Source organism: Nonomuraea fuscirosea (assembly GCF_003001935.1).
GTDB classification, from domain to species: Bacteria; Actinomycetota; Actinomycetes; order Streptosporangiales; family Streptosporangiaceae; genus Nonomuraea; species Nonomuraea fuscirosea.
Window position 1 is genome coordinate 58614 of record NZ_PVNG01000003.1, and the last position, 16431, is coordinate 75044.

Below are 16431 nucleotides of genomic sequence, written 5' to 3' on the forward strand. Positions count from 1 at the left end.
GGATGGTTCAGGAGCCCTTGTTCAGGTTGAAGGTGAACGCGGGGCTGAAGTTGAGCTTGTCGGGGACCTGGAGCATCTTGCGGATCAGCTTGCCGTTGAAGTCGACGACCTGGATCTCGTCGTCGGTCGCGTTGTCCTGCTCCCAGCAGAACAGGTGCTCCTCGTCGTAGAAGCCGAGGACCTTGTCGCAGTCGGAGACGAACTTCTGCAGCCGTTCGCCGGTGGCGGTGTCCCAGACGCAGTGGTCGCCGTCGCCGCCGCCGGGGCAGTTGGTGACGAACGCCTTGCCGGAGGGCGAGAAGATGTCCTGCGTGCCGGCGGACAGCGTGCCGATGCCCTTCAGGGTGCGGGTGGCCTTGCCCGAGGTGTCGAAGAAGCGCAGGTCGAGGTTCTTCTCGTCGCCCCTGATGTTGACCGCGCCCTTGTCGTCGCCGTCGAAGCCGAAGGCGGTCTCGCGGATGGAGGTGTCGGAGACGTTGACCACGTCGGCGGTCTCGCCGGCCACCTCGATGACGACGAAGCCCAGGTAGAGCCAGTCGTCGCCGTTCTTCTTCTCGATGTTCAGCAGGATCCTGGAGCCGTCCTTCGACCAGCCCCTGATGCTGCTGATCAGCGGTTCCTTGACGGTCTTGACCGTGGTGCGCCGGTTGTTGCGCCGGTCGGTGATGACGACGAAGTCGTAGTCGTCGGAGCTGTAGCTCCTGCCCCTGGACGCCAGCAGGTGGCCGTCGGGGGAGACCATCGACTCCCAGTTCTCCTCGTACTTCTTGAACGTCCCGCGCAACGATCCTCTGGCGTAGTCGATCCAGTCGTCGCCCTTCTGGATCTCGTACGAGGTCAGGACGATGGCGTCGCCCGGGTTCTCGTACAGGGAGATCGACCCGCCGGGCAGGGTCCGTTTCGTGCCGGTGCGCGGCACTCCCACCTGCGTGGCCGTGGGGCTCGGCGCCCGCGTCGTGCTCCTCGTCCTGGATGGGGAGGGCGACGGGGTGGGACCGGCCAGCGAGGCCTTGTCCATCCGGATGACCACGAACACGCCGGCGAGCAGCAGCAGCGCGACGGCCACCGTGATGCCGGCGACCAGCGGGGCCTTGCTCTTGCGCGGCGGCTGCGGGTAGCCGCCCTGCTGCCCGCCGTACGGCGGCACGTGGCCGGACTGGGGGTAGCGGCCGGAGACCGTCGGTGAAGGAGGGCCGTAGGGAACGCTGGAGGGAGGACCGTACGAGGGGCCGGACGGGGGCCCGGACGGAGGCCCGTACGGGGATCCTGAGGGCGGTCCCTGATGGCCGTACGAGGCGCCGGACGGCACCCCCTGGCTGTGCGGCGCCCCCTGCGGCCCGCTGGACAGCGGGCCGTGATGGCTTTGGGGGCCACCGGACGGCGGGCCCTGGTGGCTGTGCGGCCCGTTCGAGGGTGGTCCCTGGGGGCCGCCTGAGGGCGGGAAGTGGGCCTCCGCCGCACCTTGCGCCAGCATGCCGTTGTTGGCCGCCGGCTGGTGCAGCAGCCGCATGATGACCTGCTCGGCCGTGGGCCGCTGCGCCGGGTCCTTGGCCAGGCAGGCGGCCACGACGTCACGCAGCGTGCCCTCCTCCAGCGCGCCCAGGTCGGGCTGCTGGTTGAGCACCCGGTTGATCACCGCGGGCATGGTGTCGCTGCCGAACGGCGCCCGCCCTGAGGCGGCGAAGACCATGGCGCTGCCCCACGAGAACATGTCGGCGGCGGGCCCGACGGTGTGTCCCATGATCTGCTCGGGCGGCATGTACGCCGGCGTGCCCACGACCGTGCCGCTGATCGTGGCGGTGGCGTTGAGCGCCCGCGCGATGCCGAAGTCGATCACCCGCGGCCCGTCGGTGCCGATGATCACGTTGGCCGGTTTGAAGTCGCGGTGCACGATGCCGGCCTGGTGGATGGCCGCCAGGGCGGTGGCCGTGCCGATGGCCAGCCGGTGCAGCACGGAGCCGGTGCGCGGCCCCTCCTCCTGCACCACCCGGTGTAAGGAGGGGCCCTCGATGAACTCGCTGACGATGTACGGCCGGTCCTGCTCCACCCCGGTGCCCAGCACGGCGGCGGTGCAGAACGGCGCCACCTGCTGGGCCACCTGGACCTCGCGCAGGAACCTCTCCACGCTCACCTGGTCACCGGACAGGTCGGGCCGCAGCCACTTGACCGCCACGTTGGTGCCAGAATGATCTTTGGCGAGGTAGACGACGCCTTGACCGCCCTCGCCGAGCCGGCCGAGAAGCTCCATGCCCCCGAGCCGCTGTGGATCTCCGGATCGGAGCGGAGCGAAGGATGCCATGTAGGGATTCTGGCCCCCGCGCGGGCTTCCGCAAAAACTACCCGTGGGTAGGGCCGCCGAATATCCTTCTGTCATGAAGGTGACGTCCAGCGGTAGGACAAGGCCCATCATCGCCCCCTTTAGCGGCGAAACCCTCGCTGAGCTGCCCATTTCGGATGTCGAAGACGTACGGGCGGCGTACGGACGGGCCAGGGCCGCCCAGCTCGACTGGGCCGGCAGACCGGCCGCGGAACGGGCGAAACCGTTTCTGCTCCTGCACGACGCGATCCTCGACCGCAGGGACGAGATCCTCGACATCGTCCAGAACGAGACCGGCAAGGCCCGCAAGCACGCCTTCGAGGAGGTGCTCGACGTCGCGGGCTGCAGCCTCTACTACGCCCGCCGCGCGCCGCGCCTGCTCGCCCCGCGCGCCCGCAAGGGCGTCTTCCCGGTGGCCACCCGCGTGACGGAGCTGCGCCGGCCCAAGGGCGTCGTCGCGCTGATCACCCCGTGGAACTACCCGCTCGCGCTGGGCGTCACCGACGCGCTGCCCGCGCTGCTGGCCGGCAACGCGATCGTGCACAAGCCGGACACCCAGACCGCCCTGTCCACGCTGTGGACGATCGACCTGCTGGCCGAGCTGGGCCTGCCGCGCGAGGTCTGGCAGGTCGTGCTCGGCGAGCCGGCCGAGATCGGCGACGCGCTGCTCGACCACGCCGACTACGTGGGCTTCACCGGCTCCACCCGGGGCGGCAGGAAGATCGCCGAGGAGGCGGCCAAGCGGCTCATCGGCTGCTCGCTGGAGCTCGGCGGCAAGAACCCGATGGTGGTGCTGGACGACGCCGCCCTCGACGTGGCCGTCCAGGGCGCCCTGCGCGCCTGCTTCACCAACGCCGGCCAGCTCTGCCTGTCGATCGAACGCCTCTACGTGCACGAATCCGTCTTCGACGCGTTCGCCGAACGCTTCGCCGCCCAGGCCGGGGCGCTCAAGCTGGGCGCCGGCCACGACTGGTCGGTGCAGATGGGCTCGCTCACCTCGCGCCGCCAGCTCGACACGGTCACCGCGCACGTGGACGACGCCGTGGCCAAGGGCGCGAAGGTGCTGACCGGCGGCCGGGCCAGGCCCGACCTCGGCCCGCTGTTCTACGAGCCGACCGTGCTCACCGGCGTGCACGACGGCATGGAGCTGTGCCGCGGCGAGACGTTCGGCCCCGTGGTGGCGCTCTACCCGTTCGGCACCGACGACCAGGCGGTCGAGCTGGCCAACGACACCGCGTACGGGCTGAACGCGTCCATCTGGAGCTCCGACCTGCCGCGCGCCCGCCGCCTGGCCGCCCGGATCAAGGCCGGCACGGTCAACATCAACGAGGGGTACGCCTCCGCCTACGCCTCCTACGACGTCCCCATGGGCGGGATGAAGGCGTCGGGGCTCGGGCGCAGGCACGGCGCGGAAGGGCTGCTGCGTTACACCGAGGTCCAGGCCGTGGCCTCCCAGGCGGGCTGGCTGGGGTTCGAGCCGCCGGGCGGGATCACGTACGAGCGGTGGGCCGGCACGCTGGCGGGCGCGCTCAAGGCGATGCGCAGGCTCAGGCTGAAGTGAGTCCCGCCGGAGCGGCTGTCTACGCTGTAAACGTGAACGAACAGGGGACGGCCGCGCGGATCGTCGCCGTGGCCGAGCGCATCCTGCGCGACGAAGGGGCCGACGCGGTCAGCATGCGGCGCGTCGGGCAGGCCGTGGGCGTCACCGCCATGGCCATCTACCGGCACTACCCCAGCAGGGAGGCGCTGCTGCGCGCCGTCGCCGACCGCGGCGCCCGCGCCCTGGCCGAACGGTGGCTCCGGCACGCGCCGCCCTGCGGCGGGCTGGAGGAGCGGATGTCGGCCGCGCTCGACGGCTTCCTCGACTTCGCGCTCGGCGACCCGCACCTGTACCGGTTCCTGATCCTGGACGCCTGGGAGGGGGTGCGGCGCTTCCCCGAGGACTTCCGCGACGGGCAGGGGCCGCCGTTCAGCGTCGTCACGGCGCTGGTGGAAGAGGGCATGCGGACGGGCTTCCTGCGCGCGGACGACCCGCTGGAGGTCGCGATGACGGTCACCTCGGCGACTCAGGGGCTGGTGCAGCAGTATCTGAGCGGCCGCATCGGCATGGACGAGGCCGACTTCCGCGCGCTCTGCCACCGGTCCACGTGGCGGGTCGTCAACGGACTGAGATCGAAGACGGAGGCATGATGGAGATTCGTTACGCCGGAGGCCCCACGGCCGTGCTGGAGCTCGGCGGGGTGCGGCTGCTGACCGACCCCACGTTCGACGGGCCGGGCGAGCACCCGATCGGCGATCGCGCGCTCACGAAGACCCAGGGCCCCGCGTTCGAGGCGGACGAGGCGGGGCCGGTGGACGCGGTGCTGCTCTCGCACGACCAGCATCCGGACAACCTTGACCGGGCCGGGCGGGCCTACCTGTCCACCGTGCCGCTGGTCCTGTCGACCGGCTCGGCCGCCGCCCGCGTCGGCGAGCCGGTACGGGCCCTGCCCAACTGGACGTCCGTGGACGTCGGCCCCGTACGGGTGACCGGCGTGCCGGCGCAGCACGGGCCCGACGGGACCGAGCACCTGGTGGGGGAGGTGACCGGGTTCGTGCTGTCCGGCGAAGGGCTGCCGACCGTGTACGTGAGCGGCGACAACGCCTCGCTCGACGTCGTACGGGCGGTGGCGGAGCGCGTCGGTCAGGTGGACGTGGCGCTGCTGTTCATGGGCGGGGCCAGGACGCCGCTCGTGGACGGCTACCTGACGCTGACCAGCGAGGACGGGGTGGCCGCCGCGCGCATCCTGGGTGCCCGCCACGTCGTGCCGCTGCACTTCGAGCACTGGGCGCACTTCACGCAGGGCAGGGAGAGCGTGATGAAGGCGTTCGCGTCGTTCGGGGACGGGCTGCGGCTGCTCGCGCCCGGCGAGCGTACGGAGGTGTGAGGCCGTCTCAGGCAGAGGTCAGCCCAAGGGGTGGGTGACCCAGACGTTCGGCTCCACGTAGACGGCGTGGTCGTGGTCCGGGTCGCAGTGGACGGGGGTGAGCGCGCCCGGCACCTCGACCGGCCCAGGACGGTCGAACGGCAGGCCCGTCCAGCCGCGCCACTCCGCCAGCGTGCCCGGCACGACCATCGACCTGGGCGCCACCTTGACGATCCGCCCACCGGCCCGCACGTGCACGCGCAGCCAGGGGTCGTGGGGCAGGCCGTCGGGGCGGGTCCTGAAGGCGTACTCGGCCATGGGGGTGTGCGGTTCGAGGTGCTTGCGGTTGGGGCGTACCGGGGCGACCAGCTCGTGGTGGCCCAGGCGGGCGGCGTGCTCACGCATCGCGGCCACCATGAGCGCGGACAGGCCGTGGCCCAGCAGGTCGCGGCGTACGGTGATCTCCAGGGCGGAGACGGCGTCGGGGCGCAGGCCGCGCTCGCGGGCCCGCCAGCCGGAGCGGATCACGCCGTCCCAGCCGTCGTCGGGCAGCGCGTCCGCGCCGGCCACGTACGGCATCATGCAGGCCCGCGCCACCAGCCGGCCGGGCTCGGCGGAGTCGTCGGCCACCAGCACGTAGTCCTGGTAGACCGTCGTGACGAAGCCGTAGAACAGGTCCGCGAACGGATCGTTCAGCACGAACTCGTGCCACGTGTGGTCCATGTCCCACAACGACGACGCGAACTGCGGGCGTTCTCCGAGCGTCGTGATCCGCAGGGCCATGGTCAAGATCCTGACACCATGGAGGAGGCCGCGCACGCCCTTTATTCGCGCTAAAACGCGAAATATCAGTACTTAAGGGTGAAGGCGGCGTGCGCTAGCGTCGGCGGCATGACAGAACTTGACGCCAGGCTGCGTGCCGTCGCCGACCTGATCGTGGCCGAGGCGCGCGAGGGCGGCGGCAGGCACGAGTACGACGGCCAGATCCAGGACCTGTCGCCCGAGGGCGTGCGCACCGGGCTGGCGCGGCTCGGCGAGGGGCCCGCGCCGCAGGACGAGCACGACGCCCGGCACCTGAGCGTGTTCGAGGAGAGCCTGCGCACCCAGTTCGCCGAGCTGGAGCTGCACCGCAAGAACCCGCTGATCCACCTGTCCAACCTCGACCTGGCCGGCTACGACCGCGACTACGGCTCGGCCGCGGACCGCGCCGCGGCCAAGGCGGCCCATCTCGCACTCTGGCCCGAGGCCGTGGACCAGGCGGTCGCCTCCCTCGACCAGATCCCCGCCCCCGTCGCCAAGTCCCTGATCGGGGCGGCGAGAGGGCTGGCGGCGGGCATCGACGACGAGGCCGCGCTCAAGGCGCACGCCCGGCTCGTCGCCCACATCGAGCGGGCCACCACCGAGGGCGACCCCGACGCGGCGCTCGGCGGCCAGGGGCTGGCCAGGCTGATGGGCACCGGAGAAGGGCTGCCGGTCGACCTCGGCAAGCTGGCCGAGCGCGCCGACGCGGAGCGGGACCGGCTGACCGCGCTGCTCACCGAGTCCTGCGCCAAGCTGGGGAAGGGCGGCAGGGCGCCGCTCGACGTCGTACGCGAGCTGGTCAAGGACCACCCCGACGCCGACGGCGTGATCGAGGCCGCGCGGATCGGCACGGAGCAGGCCATCGCGTTCACCCGCGAGAAGGACCTCGTGCCCTACCACGACGGCGAATGCCTGGTCGGGCTGGCGCCCGAGTCGCGCCGCTGGGCGATGGCCATGATGGCGTGGAACTCGCCCGGCGAGCCCGAGGGCCCGTCCTGGTACTACATCACGCCGCCCGAGCCGTCCTGGCCCGAGCAGGACCAGGCCGAGTGGCTGGAGGTCTTCAGCAGCACCACGCTGCCGGCGATCAACGTGCACGAGGTCGCCCCCGGGCACTTCTCGCACGCCAGAGCGCTGCGGCGGGCGCCGTCCGAGGTGCGCCGGCTGCTGCAGTCGATGGCGTTCGTCGAGGGCTGGGCGCACTACGCCGAGGAGCTGTGCGTCGAGGAGGGGTTCGCGCCGGACGACCCGCGCTTCGAGATCGGCGTGTGGGTGGAGGCGCTCATCCGGGTCACCCGGCTGGCCTGCGCGATCGGCGTGCACACCGGTCAGATGACGGTCGAGGACGGCGCCAGGCGGTTCGAGTCCGACACGCACCTCGCGGGTCCCGCGGCGCTGTCCGAGGCCAGGCGGGCCTCGTTCGACCCGACGTACGGGCGCTACACCTGGGGCAAGCTGCTGATCATGGACCTGCGGGAGCGGGCGAAGGCGGAGTGGGGCGCCGGGTTCGGCCTGCAGCGCTTCCACAAGGCGCTGTTCGATCTCGGCTCGCCGCCCCTGGGCCTGATCGACGCCATCCTGTAGCGTCACTCGCACTGATCGGGGGCAGCGCCGTCCGGTCACGAGGAGGTCTGTCCGTGCGCGAGCTCTCCGGCAAGGTCGCGGTGGTGACGGGTGCGGCCGGCGGCATCGGACGGGCGCTGGCCCTCCGGTTCGCGGCCGAGGGAATGACGCTGATGCTCGCCGACGTGGACCACGGCGGGCTCGCCGAGACGGCCGCGATGGCGGCGGACGTCGAGGTACGCCCGGGGACGGCCGCGACGACCGGGGACGCCGGGTTACCCGCGGAGACGGGCGGGGACGCCGGGGTGCGCGCGGGTGCGGCCGGGGGTGTCGAGGTGCTGACGCAGATCGCCGACGTGTCCGACGCCTGGGCCGTCCGGCACCTGGCCGACCGGTGTTTCGGGGAGCTGGGCGCCGTGCACGTGCTGTGCAACAACGCCGGCGTCTTCCAGGGCGGCCACCTGTGGACGCGCGCGGACAAGGACCTCGACTGGCTGCTCGGCGTGAACCTGTGGGGCGTGCTGCACGGCGTCCAGGCGTTCGTGCCGCGCATGATCGAGCAGGACACCGAGGGGCACGTCGTCAACACCGTCTCGGTGGCCGGGCTGTTCGCCTCGCCGGGGGCGGGCGGTTACTCGGTGAGCAAGTTCGCCGCCCTGGCCGCCTCGCTGGCGCTCGCCCAGGACCTGGCGGCGACCGGCGCCAAGCTGCGGGTGAGCGCGTTGTGCCCGGGAGCGGTCGACACCCGCATTGGCGAGTCCGAGCGGAGCCGGCCGCCCGGGCTGGTCACCACGCCGACGCCGGACGAGGTGGAGGTACGGGAGCGGATCGGCCGGGCGGCCGGCCGCGGCCTCGACCCGGCCGCGGTGGCCGACCTGGTCGTGACGGGCATCCGCGAGGAACGGTTCCTGCTGCTGACGGACGAGAAGTACGCCGCCCGCCTGCGCCTGCAGACCGAGACCCTGCTCACCGGCCACCTCCCCGACCCCAGGTGAGCGTCGGGCCGCACGCGACGCGGCGGCCTGCCCGGCCCCAGGTAGCATCCGGCCGCACGTGAGGCGGCCCGCCCGGCCGCGCGTGACCTCGCCTCACCGGTGGCGGTCGTGGGCCAGCACCCGGACGACGGTCCCCTTCCGCGCCTTGACCAGCAGCCGGACGGAGTCGCCCGGCAGCACGTCCTCATACAGCCCCTGTTCCACGTGGAACGCCGTGGCCTTCGGCGAGCTGCCGTCGTGCAGGGCGATGTAGTGGTCGTCGGCGTCCACCCACCGCTTGACCACGTACCCGGTCACCTCCTGCCGCCCCTGAACGGGAGGCAGCAGTTCGGCGGGCTCGATCTGGCCGCCCCGCCAGCCGCTGCCCGTGAAGATCCACTCCTGCCGGTGACCGGCTGAGCCCGCCTTCGCGACCTCCCGCCCGCGTTCCGTGAGCAGGAACCCCCGCCCGCCCATGAGCAGCCCGATCCCCGCCACCAGGGACACCATCGTCGCGATCATCCCGGGCCACGACAATCCGGCCGCCGCGATGGTCGCGTACCAGGGGACGACCAGCGCCGCCGCCAGCAGCAGCGGCACGATCACGCTCGGCCAGCGCCGCCGCGCCAGGCCCAGATCGATGGCGCCGCGCCGGACGAGGGGCAGGAAGTGACCCTCCAGATCGGGCCCGTCCGGGATCAGGTCGATCACGGGGGCCTCGGCCGCGCCCGCCAGCCGGGCCCGCACCCGTTCGGTCGCCCATCTCTCGTACGGGCGCAGCGGCTCGTCCAAGGGCTCGTCGAGACTCAGCCGATCGCCCTCGATCGTCGCCCAGCCGCGCCCGGCCAGCTCGTACAGAGCCGAATGGAACACGTCCTGGGGCCGCATCCCGCGTAAGAGCTCGGCCACGGGGGCGGGCACCGGCGCCTGCTCGGCCGCCCGCCGCCGATCCTCGCCCCGGGCGGACACCTTGAGGGCGGCGGTCAGCGTGGCGACCCACAGCGCCCATGCCGCCGCCGGCCAGACAAGATCCATTGTTCTGTGTTAGCACGTCGGCCCGAGCCAGGCCAGGTGTAAGCAGTGCCAGGCCAGGTGTAAGACGCGGGGCCGATACACTGTGGTCACCGCATTCGCCTTTGGGGGGTTCTCACGGTGTCTGAATTCGACACAGTGCTGGTGGTCGACTTCGGCGCTCAATACGCGCAGCTCATCGCCAGGCGGGTGCGCGAGTGCCACGTCTACTCGGAGATCGTGCCCTCGACCATGACGGTCGAGGAGATGATGGCCAAGAATCCGAAGGCGATCATCCTGTCCGGCGGCCCTTCGTCGGTCTACGCCGAGGGCGCGCCGCCGGTGCCGCACGGGTTGTTCGCCACGGGCGTGCCCACGTTCGGCATCTGCTACGGCTTCCAGGCCATGGCCCAGGCGCTGGGCGGCGAGGTGGCCCGCACCGGCCTGGCCGAATACGGCGGCACCCCGATGGAGGTGCTCGACGAGGGCGTCATCTTCGCCGGCCTGCCCGCGAGCCAGACGGTCTGGATGTCCCACGGCGACAGCGTGGCCGCGGCCCCCGAGGGCTTCGCGGTGACCGCCTCGACCGGGCAGACCCCGGTCGCCGCCTTCGAGAGCGTCGAGCGCGGCCTCTACGGCGTGCAGTTCCATCCTGAGGTGCTGCACACCGAGCACGGGCAGGCGGTGCTCAAGCACTTCCTGGAGGCGGCCGGCTGCCGCCCGTCGTGGACCATGCTCAACATCGTCGAAGACTCCGTCGAGGCCGTGCGCCGCCAGGTCGGCGACGGCCGCGCGATCTGCGCGCTGTCCGGCGGGGTCGACTCCGCGGTGGCCGCCGCGATCGTCCAGCGCGCCATCGGCGACCGGCTGACCTGCGTCTTCGTCGACCACGGCCTGCTGCGCAAGGGCGAGGCCGAGCAGGTCGAGCGCGACTTCGTCGCCGCCACGGGCGTGAAGCTGCGCGTCGTCGACGCCTCCGAGCGCTTCCTGAAGGCCCTGGAGGGCGTCTCCGACCCGGAGGAGAAGCGCAAGATCATCGGCCGCGAGTTCATCCGCGTCTTCGAGGACGAGCAGCGCGCGATCATGGCCGACGGCCCGGTCGACTTCCTGGTCCAGGGCACCCTCTACCCCGACGTGGTCGAGTCGGGCGGCGGCACCGGCACCGCCAACATCAAGTCCCATCACAACGTCGGCGGCCTGCCGGAGGACCTCCAGTTCACCCTGGTCGAGCCGCTGCGGGCGCTGTTCAAGGACGAGGTCAGGCGGGCCGGCGAAGAGCTCGGCCTGCCGGCCGCGATGGTCTGGCGCCAGCCGTTCCCCGGTCCCGGCCTCGGCATCCGCATCGTCGGCGAGGTCACCCGCGACCGCCTGGCCCTGCTGCGCGAGGCCGACGCCATCGCCCGCGAGGAGCTCTCCCGGGCCGGCCTCGACCGGTCCATCTGGCAGTGCCCGGTGGTGCTGCTGGCCGACGTCCGGTCCGTGGGGGTCCAGGGCGACGGCCGTACGTACGGGCATCCCGTGGTGCTGCGGCCGGTCACGTCCGAGGACGCCATGACCGCCGACTGGGCGCGGGTGCCCTACGACGTGCTGTCACGGATCTCCACCCGGATCACCAACGAGGTGCGCGAGGTCAACCGGGTGGTGCTCGACGTGACCAGCAAGCCGCCGGGCACCATCGAGTGGGAGTGACCTCGTCCCGGAGGTGAGCCACGGTTCGCCGGGTGCGGCCCACCAAGGCCCGGGTGCGGCCCATCGGGGCGCACCAAGGGCAGGTCTTCGCCCGGTCAGGCAGATCGGCCGGGCGGGGCGCGCATACAAGGGAGATTCCTGGGAAGTGGGGCTACCCCTGGGCCAACGTGGACCGTGGTTGGCGACTGGGACGCCCGAGGTCTCGACGGATCGGGGTGCTCAAGCGCACGGTCCGGAAGGGGTGACAGGCCCGCATGGCCCATGCGAGCGAAGACGGCAGGCAGCCGCTGGTGCTGCTCGTCGAGGACGATCCGCAGGATGCGTTCATCGTCGAGGAGCTGCTTGAGGACAGCGGGCTGAAAGTGCGCCTGGAGTGGGCCCGTTCGGTGGACGAGGCCCGCAAGGCGCTGGTGCGGTTGCGCCCCCAGTGCGTGCTGCTCGATCTCGGGCTGCCCGACTCCCACGAGTTCTCCGCGCTGTCGGCCGTCATGGAGAAGGCCGGCGACGCGGCCGTGGTGGTGCTGACGGGTCTGGCCGAGGAGCAGGCCGGGCTGGCGGCGGTGACCGCCGGCGCCCAGGACTACCTGGTCAAAGGCCGGGTCGAGGCCGAATGGCTGGGCCGGACGCTGCGCTACGCGATGCAGCGCAAGCAGGCCGAGCAGGCCGCCGTGGCCCTGCACGCCGAGCGCATGCGCGCCAAGGAGAACGAGCGCCTCGAACGCGGCCTGCTGCCCAAGCCGCTGCTGCAGAGCATGCCGATCGAGGTGGCCTCCCGCTACCGTCCCAGCAGGGGCGCGGCCACGCTCGGCGGCGACTTCTTCGACGTGGTGGAGTCCGACGACAAGTCCGTGCACGCGGTGATCGGCGACGTGTGCGGCCACGGCCCCGACGAGGCGGCGGTGGGGGTCTGCCTGCGCATCGCCTGGCGGGCGCTGGTGCTCAGCGGCGTGACGGGCGCGGCCCTGCTGCGCAGGCTCGAACGCATCCTGGAGGCCGAGCGGCCCGGGTCGGAGATCTTCGTCACGATGACCACGCTCGTGCTCGACCCCGACCAGCGTACGGTCCGGATCTGGCGGGCCGGCCATCCCGGCATGCTGCTCCACCAGGACGACACCGTCTCGCTGGCGGACCCTGGGCGCAGCCCGGCGCTGGGCCTGCCGGTCGAGGTCGACTGGCACCAGGACGTGCTGGAGCTGCCCAAGGGCGGCGGGCTCACCCTCTACACCGACGGGCTCTTCGAGCGCCGGCTGCCCGGCGAGCCGCTCACCTGGCTGGGCGAGGAGGGCCTGCTCGACCTGGCCTCACGCCACGCGCACCTCGACGGTGAGGGCTTCCTCGACGCGCTGCTGGCCGACGTCGAGTCGGTCACCGCCCCCGATGCCTCCGCCGACGACCTGGCGGTGGTGCACCTGCGCTGGAAAGACGAGTCATGAACGAAGTGACGACGACGCCGGACTCCCGCGCGCCCGCCGGCACGTCAGAAGCAGGCGCGGGAGGCGCGGGCCCGGAAGGCGCGGGCGCGGCTCCGGACTCCCGCTGGCGGCGGCTCACCGTGCACGGCTGGTTCGTGCTGGTGATCTCGGTCATCACCGTCCTCATCGTGGTCTGCGCGGTGGTCGGCGGTCTGATGCTCGACCGCACCAGCCGCCTGTCCGACCAGCTCACCGGCAAGATCTCCCCGGCCGCCATCGAGGCCGCCAAGCTGCAGAAGGCCCTCATCGACCAGGAGACCGGCGTCAGGGGCTTTCTGCTGACCGGCCGCCAGGAGTTCCTGGAGCCGTACGGCGAAGGAGTGGCCGCCGAGCGGCTCAGCTACCAGCAGGTCGCCGCGCTCCTCTCCGACCGGCCGGACCTGCTCGCCCAGCTGAACGCCGTCCGCGACCGCGCCGCCGTCTGGCGCAGCGAGTACGCCGAGCCCATGACGGAGGACAGACGCGCCGACGGCGCCGTCGCCGCCGCCAGGGTCGAGGAGAGCAAGCGGGTCTTCGACGAGATCAGGATGCTGCTGGAACGGCAGAACGCCCGCCTGGCGCTGGCCCGCGCGCAGTCCCAGGCGGACCTGGTCAGGGCCGAGCAGATCCGCAACTGGGCCTTCCTGGCCATCCTCGTGGTCTTCCCGCTGGCGGCCCTCGCCATGGGCGTCCTGCTGCGCCGGGCGGTCGGCATCCCGCTCAACGACCTGCGCCAGGCCAGCCGCCAGATCGCGGCCGGCGACTTCGAGCACGTGATCCCCGCGCGGGGCGCCGCCGACATCCGCGAGGTCGCCGAGGACGTGGACCTGATGCGGAAGCAGATCGTCCGCGCGCTGGCGGACTCGCACCGGCAGCAGGTGCAGCTGCGCGAGCAGGCCGCCGACCTCGACGCGCAGGCGGGTGAGCTGCGCCGCTCGAACGCCGAGCTGGAGCAGTTCGCGTACGTGGCCTCGCACGACCTGCAGGAGCCGCTGCGCAAGGTCGCCACCTTCTGCCAGCTGCTGGAGAAGCGCTACGGCTCGGTGCTGGACGAGCGCGGGACCCAGTACATCCGCTTCGCGGTCGACGGAGCCACCCGGATGCAGGTCCTCATCAACGACCTGCTGAGCTTCTCGCGCGTGGGCAGGATGTACGACGACCGCGAGCCGGTGGAGCTGGAGGAGGCCCTGGACAAGGTCATCGACGACCTGTCGGCGCCCATCGAGGAGTCGGGCGCCGGCTTCGAACGCCCCGGCAAGCTGCCCAGCGTCGTCGGCGACCCCACGATGCTGCGCCTGCTCTGGCAGAACCTGATCAGCAACGCCATCAAGTTCCGCGACCCCGGCCGCGCGCCCGTGATCAGGATCGACTGCGCGCCCGCGGGCGAGGAGGGCTGGGAGTTCTCGGTCACGGACAACGGCATCGGCGTCGAGGCGGAGTTCGCCGACAAGATCTTCATCATCTTCCAGCGCCTGCACAGCCGCGAGACCTACAGCGGCACCGGCATCGGCCTGGCGATGTGCAAGAAGATCGTGGAGAACCACGGCGGCCGGATCTGGCTGGACACCGACTACAAAGGCGGCGCCTGCCTGCGCTTCACCCTGCCGGCCGAGGTGCCGGCCGAGGTGCCGGCCGAGGTGCCGGCCGAGGTGCCGGCCGAGGTGCCCGCAGCGGGGCCGGCCGAGGTGTCCGCCGAGGCCCGGACCGAGGAGTCCGCACAGCGGCCGAGGCCCGCCGAGAGCGAGGAGGCCGGCTGATGACGACCGGGAAGCCCATCGAAGTGCTGCTCGTCGAGGACGATCCGGGCGACGAGCTCATCACCCGCGAGGCGTTCGAGGACAACAAGATCCGCAACAACCTGCACGTCGTCAGGGACGGCCTGGAGGCGCTCGACTTCGTCCACCGGCGCAACGCGTACGAGGGCGCGCCCCGGCCCGACCTCATCCTGCTCGACCTGAACCTGCCGAAGTACGACGGCCGCCAGGTGCTGGAGCAGATCAAGGGCGACCCCGCGCTGCGCTCGATCCCCGTCGTCGTCCTGACCACGTCCTTGGCCGAGGAGGACATCCTGCGCAGCTACGAGCTGTTCGCGAACGCGTACGTGAGCAAGCCCGTCGACCTCGACCGGTTCATGGCCGTGATCCGCCAGATCGACGACTTCTTCGTCACGGTCGTCCGCCTGCCCGGCCGCGCCTCTCTGGGCGGCGACGACGACCTCCGCTAGACCCGCTCCGCGTCCAGGGGCGGGGCGGTGTGCGGCCGCGCCACCGGCGGCCTCCGCCGCCGGCGCCGGAACGGCCAGGTCAGCAGCCGGACCAGCAGCCGGGTCACGCTCGCCGCCAGCAGCGGCACGAGCAGCGCCCCGACCAGGATCGGCGCGGCCATGTACCTGAAGTCCTGCGCCGAGATGTTGGCCAGCACCACGACCTGCTGCGCGGCCACGGCCGCCGCCACCACGAGGACGTACCGGCTGCGCAGCGCCCACGCCGCCAGCCCCGCCGCCAGGTACGACAGGTACGCCCACGACGCCCCCCGCCACAACACCCAGTCCCATTCGGGGGCCAGCGCGGCGTCCAGCAAGGGCTCGGCCACCCGGTTCAGCTCCATCGACAGCGGCCGCAGTGAGAACACCCACCGCTCGGGGAAGTCGGTCACCTCGTGCGGCCCGACGTAGGTGTCGGCGTTCGGCCGCCGCGACAGCCGGTACGTCATCCCGCCGGTCGTCAGCTCGTCCTGCACCGGCCGCCAGGCGATCGCGCCGCGGCACAGCCGGGTCCGCACCACCATGGCGGGCTCGGTGACCAGCAGCCGCCGCCACAGCTCCAGCAGTTCGGTGGCGTGCATGTCGGCCTGCCACCAGCTGAAGTCCTTGCGCCAGATCAGCGGGTTGATGGTGGCGCAGGCGCCTCCCTCCCACCAGCGTTCCAGCGGCGCCACGGAGGTGAGGAGCGAGATGTCCGCAGGAGTGAACAGCCCGGGATCCGCCCGGTAGGCGACCGCGATGTCACCGAAGGCGGTGTGGTAGACGTACGTCCGCGACGGCGACACGATCCCGTACTGGGGAAAGACGAGGTTGTTCAGCAGCAGCGGGATCGCGGCGGCGAAGGCGCCGGCCAGCAGCAGCCGCACGCGCATGGTGCGCACGATCAGCGCCATCACCGGCACGGCCACCGCCACGACGAGGAAGCCGTTCGCGCGGAAGAGCCCGAGCAGCACGAACAGCACCGAGAGCCAGATCAGCGCGGGCACGGTGACGGCCCGCCTGGCGGCGACGCGCGCGCACGCGCCCGCGATCAGCACGGCGCAGATCGTGAACGGCACGTCCTTCCACAACGTCACCGTGAACGCGCCCACCGGCGGCGCCAGCGGCATGAGCACGGCGACGGCGGTGGTCGCCACTCCTGGCGCGCCGAGGCGCACGAGTGACCTGGCCAGGTACGTCAGCGCCCCGGCCATGGCCGTCGTCTGCGCGAACGTCACGGCCCCGAGGTCACCGGTGCCGGTGAAGCTCAGCCACACCAGCCCGTCGTAGAGCACAGAGTGATCGCTCACCCAGGGCCCGACCAGGGTATGGCTGAGATAGAGGACCGAGTCGCGGCTGAACAGGCCGGGGTAGAGCGCCGCCCACCAGCAGCCGAGCACCGCCTGGACGACCAGGAAGGTCGCCATCGCGGCCCACGGCCCGCGCCGGGTGTCACTCCCCATGGTTCCCATCCTGA

At 72.0% G+C, this 16431-nt stretch carries 13 protein-coding genes; 9 read left to right on the forward strand and 4 right to left on the reverse strand.

The window, feature by feature from the left end; translation table 11 throughout:
- Positions 1-7: 7 nt before the first annotated feature.
- Complete coding sequence (locus tag B0I32_RS07375; RefSeq protein ID WP_181307132.1) at positions 8-2248, reverse strand: serine/threonine protein kinase; 2241 nt, start codon at positions 2246-2248, stop codon at positions 8-10.
- A gap of 124 nt (positions 2249-2372) precedes the next feature.
- Here B0I32_RS07375 and B0I32_RS07380 point away from each other — a divergent pair, with 124 nt between their 5' ends.
- Genes B0I32_RS07380 through B0I32_RS07390 form a run of 3 tightly spaced genes read left to right on the forward strand, consistent with a single transcriptional unit; the run spans position 2373 to position 5244 of the window.
- Positions 2373-3878: a succinic semialdehyde dehydrogenase gene (locus B0I32_RS07380; protein WP_106236181.1), complete on the forward strand. Its 1506-nt coding sequence runs from the start codon at positions 2373-2375 to the stop codon at positions 3876-3878.
- A 32-nt stretch (positions 3879-3910) separates the two neighbouring features.
- Positions 3911-4507 carry a TetR/AcrR family transcriptional regulator gene (locus B0I32_RS07385; RefSeq protein ID WP_106236183.1) on the forward strand — a complete coding sequence of 199 codons (597 nt, stop codon included), beginning with the start codon at positions 3911-3913 and terminating at the stop codon, positions 4505-4507.
- On the forward strand, positions 4504-5244 hold the full coding sequence (locus tag B0I32_RS07390) for an MBL fold metallo-hydrolase (protein ID WP_106236185.1): 741 nt from the start codon (positions 4504-4506) through the stop codon (positions 5242-5244). Before B0I32_RS07385 ends, B0I32_RS07390 begins: the two co-directional genes overlap by 4 nt.
- Before the next feature lie 18 nt (positions 5245-5262).
- On the opposite strand, the gene B0I32_RS07395 is transcribed toward B0I32_RS07390, so the two are convergent.
- Positions 5263-6006, reverse strand: coding sequence for an N-acetyltransferase (locus B0I32_RS07395; RefSeq protein ID WP_106236187.1), 744 nt, complete (start codon positions 6004-6006; stop codon positions 5263-5265).
- Positions 6007-6114: 108 nt separating this feature from the next.
- Between B0I32_RS07395 and B0I32_RS07400 the strand changes: the two genes are divergently transcribed.
- On the forward strand, positions 6115-7608 hold the full coding sequence (locus tag B0I32_RS07400) for a DUF885 family protein (RefSeq protein ID WP_106236189.1): 1494 nt from the start codon (positions 6115-6117) through the stop codon (positions 7606-7608).
- Positions 7609-7661: 53 nt separating this feature from the next.
- Positions 7662-8582 carry an SDR family NAD(P)-dependent oxidoreductase gene (locus B0I32_RS57505; protein ID WP_106236191.1) on the forward strand — a complete coding sequence of 307 codons (921 nt, stop codon included), beginning with the start codon at positions 7662-7664 and terminating at the stop codon, positions 8580-8582.
- Between the two features lie 93 nt (positions 8583-8675).
- On the opposite strand, the gene B0I32_RS07410 is transcribed toward B0I32_RS57505, so the two are convergent.
- A complete protein-coding gene (locus B0I32_RS07410; protein WP_106236192.1) occupies positions 8676-9596 on the reverse strand; it encodes a DUF2207 domain-containing protein in 921 nt (306 codons plus the stop codon).
- A gap of 117 nt (positions 9597-9713) precedes the next feature.
- Here B0I32_RS07410 and guaA point away from each other — a divergent pair, with 117 nt between their 5' ends.
- From guaA to B0I32_RS07430, 4 genes are all read left to right on the forward strand, one after another.
- Positions 9714-11261, forward strand: a complete 1548-nt coding sequence (gene guaA / locus B0I32_RS07415; protein WP_106236194.1) for a glutamine-hydrolyzing GMP synthase — start codon at positions 9714-9716, stop codon at positions 11259-11261.
- 254 nt (positions 11262-11515) lie between these two features.
- Complete coding sequence (locus B0I32_RS07420) at positions 11516-12694, forward strand: PP2C family protein-serine/threonine phosphatase (protein WP_106236195.1); 1179 nt, start codon at positions 11516-11518, stop codon at positions 12692-12694.
- Positions 12691-14469, forward strand: coding sequence for a CHASE3 domain-containing protein (locus B0I32_RS07425; protein ID WP_106236197.1), 1779 nt, complete (start codon positions 12691-12693; stop codon positions 14467-14469). The genes B0I32_RS07420 and B0I32_RS07425 overlap by 4 nt, the downstream gene beginning before the upstream one ends.
- Positions 14469-14936 carry a response regulator gene (locus B0I32_RS07430; RefSeq protein WP_219911689.1) on the forward strand — a complete coding sequence of 156 codons (468 nt, stop codon included), beginning with the start codon at positions 14469-14471 and terminating at the stop codon, positions 14934-14936. The genes B0I32_RS07425 and B0I32_RS07430 overlap by 1 nt, the downstream gene beginning before the upstream one ends.
- Here the strand turns inward: B0I32_RS07430 and B0I32_RS07435 are convergent.
- On the reverse strand, positions 14933-16417 hold the full coding sequence (locus tag B0I32_RS07435) for a hypothetical protein (RefSeq protein WP_106236199.1): 1485 nt from the start codon (positions 16415-16417) through the stop codon (positions 14933-14935). The two genes, B0I32_RS07430 and B0I32_RS07435, sit on opposite strands and share 4 nt — an antisense overlap.
- Positions 16418-16431: the final 14 nt, after the last annotated feature.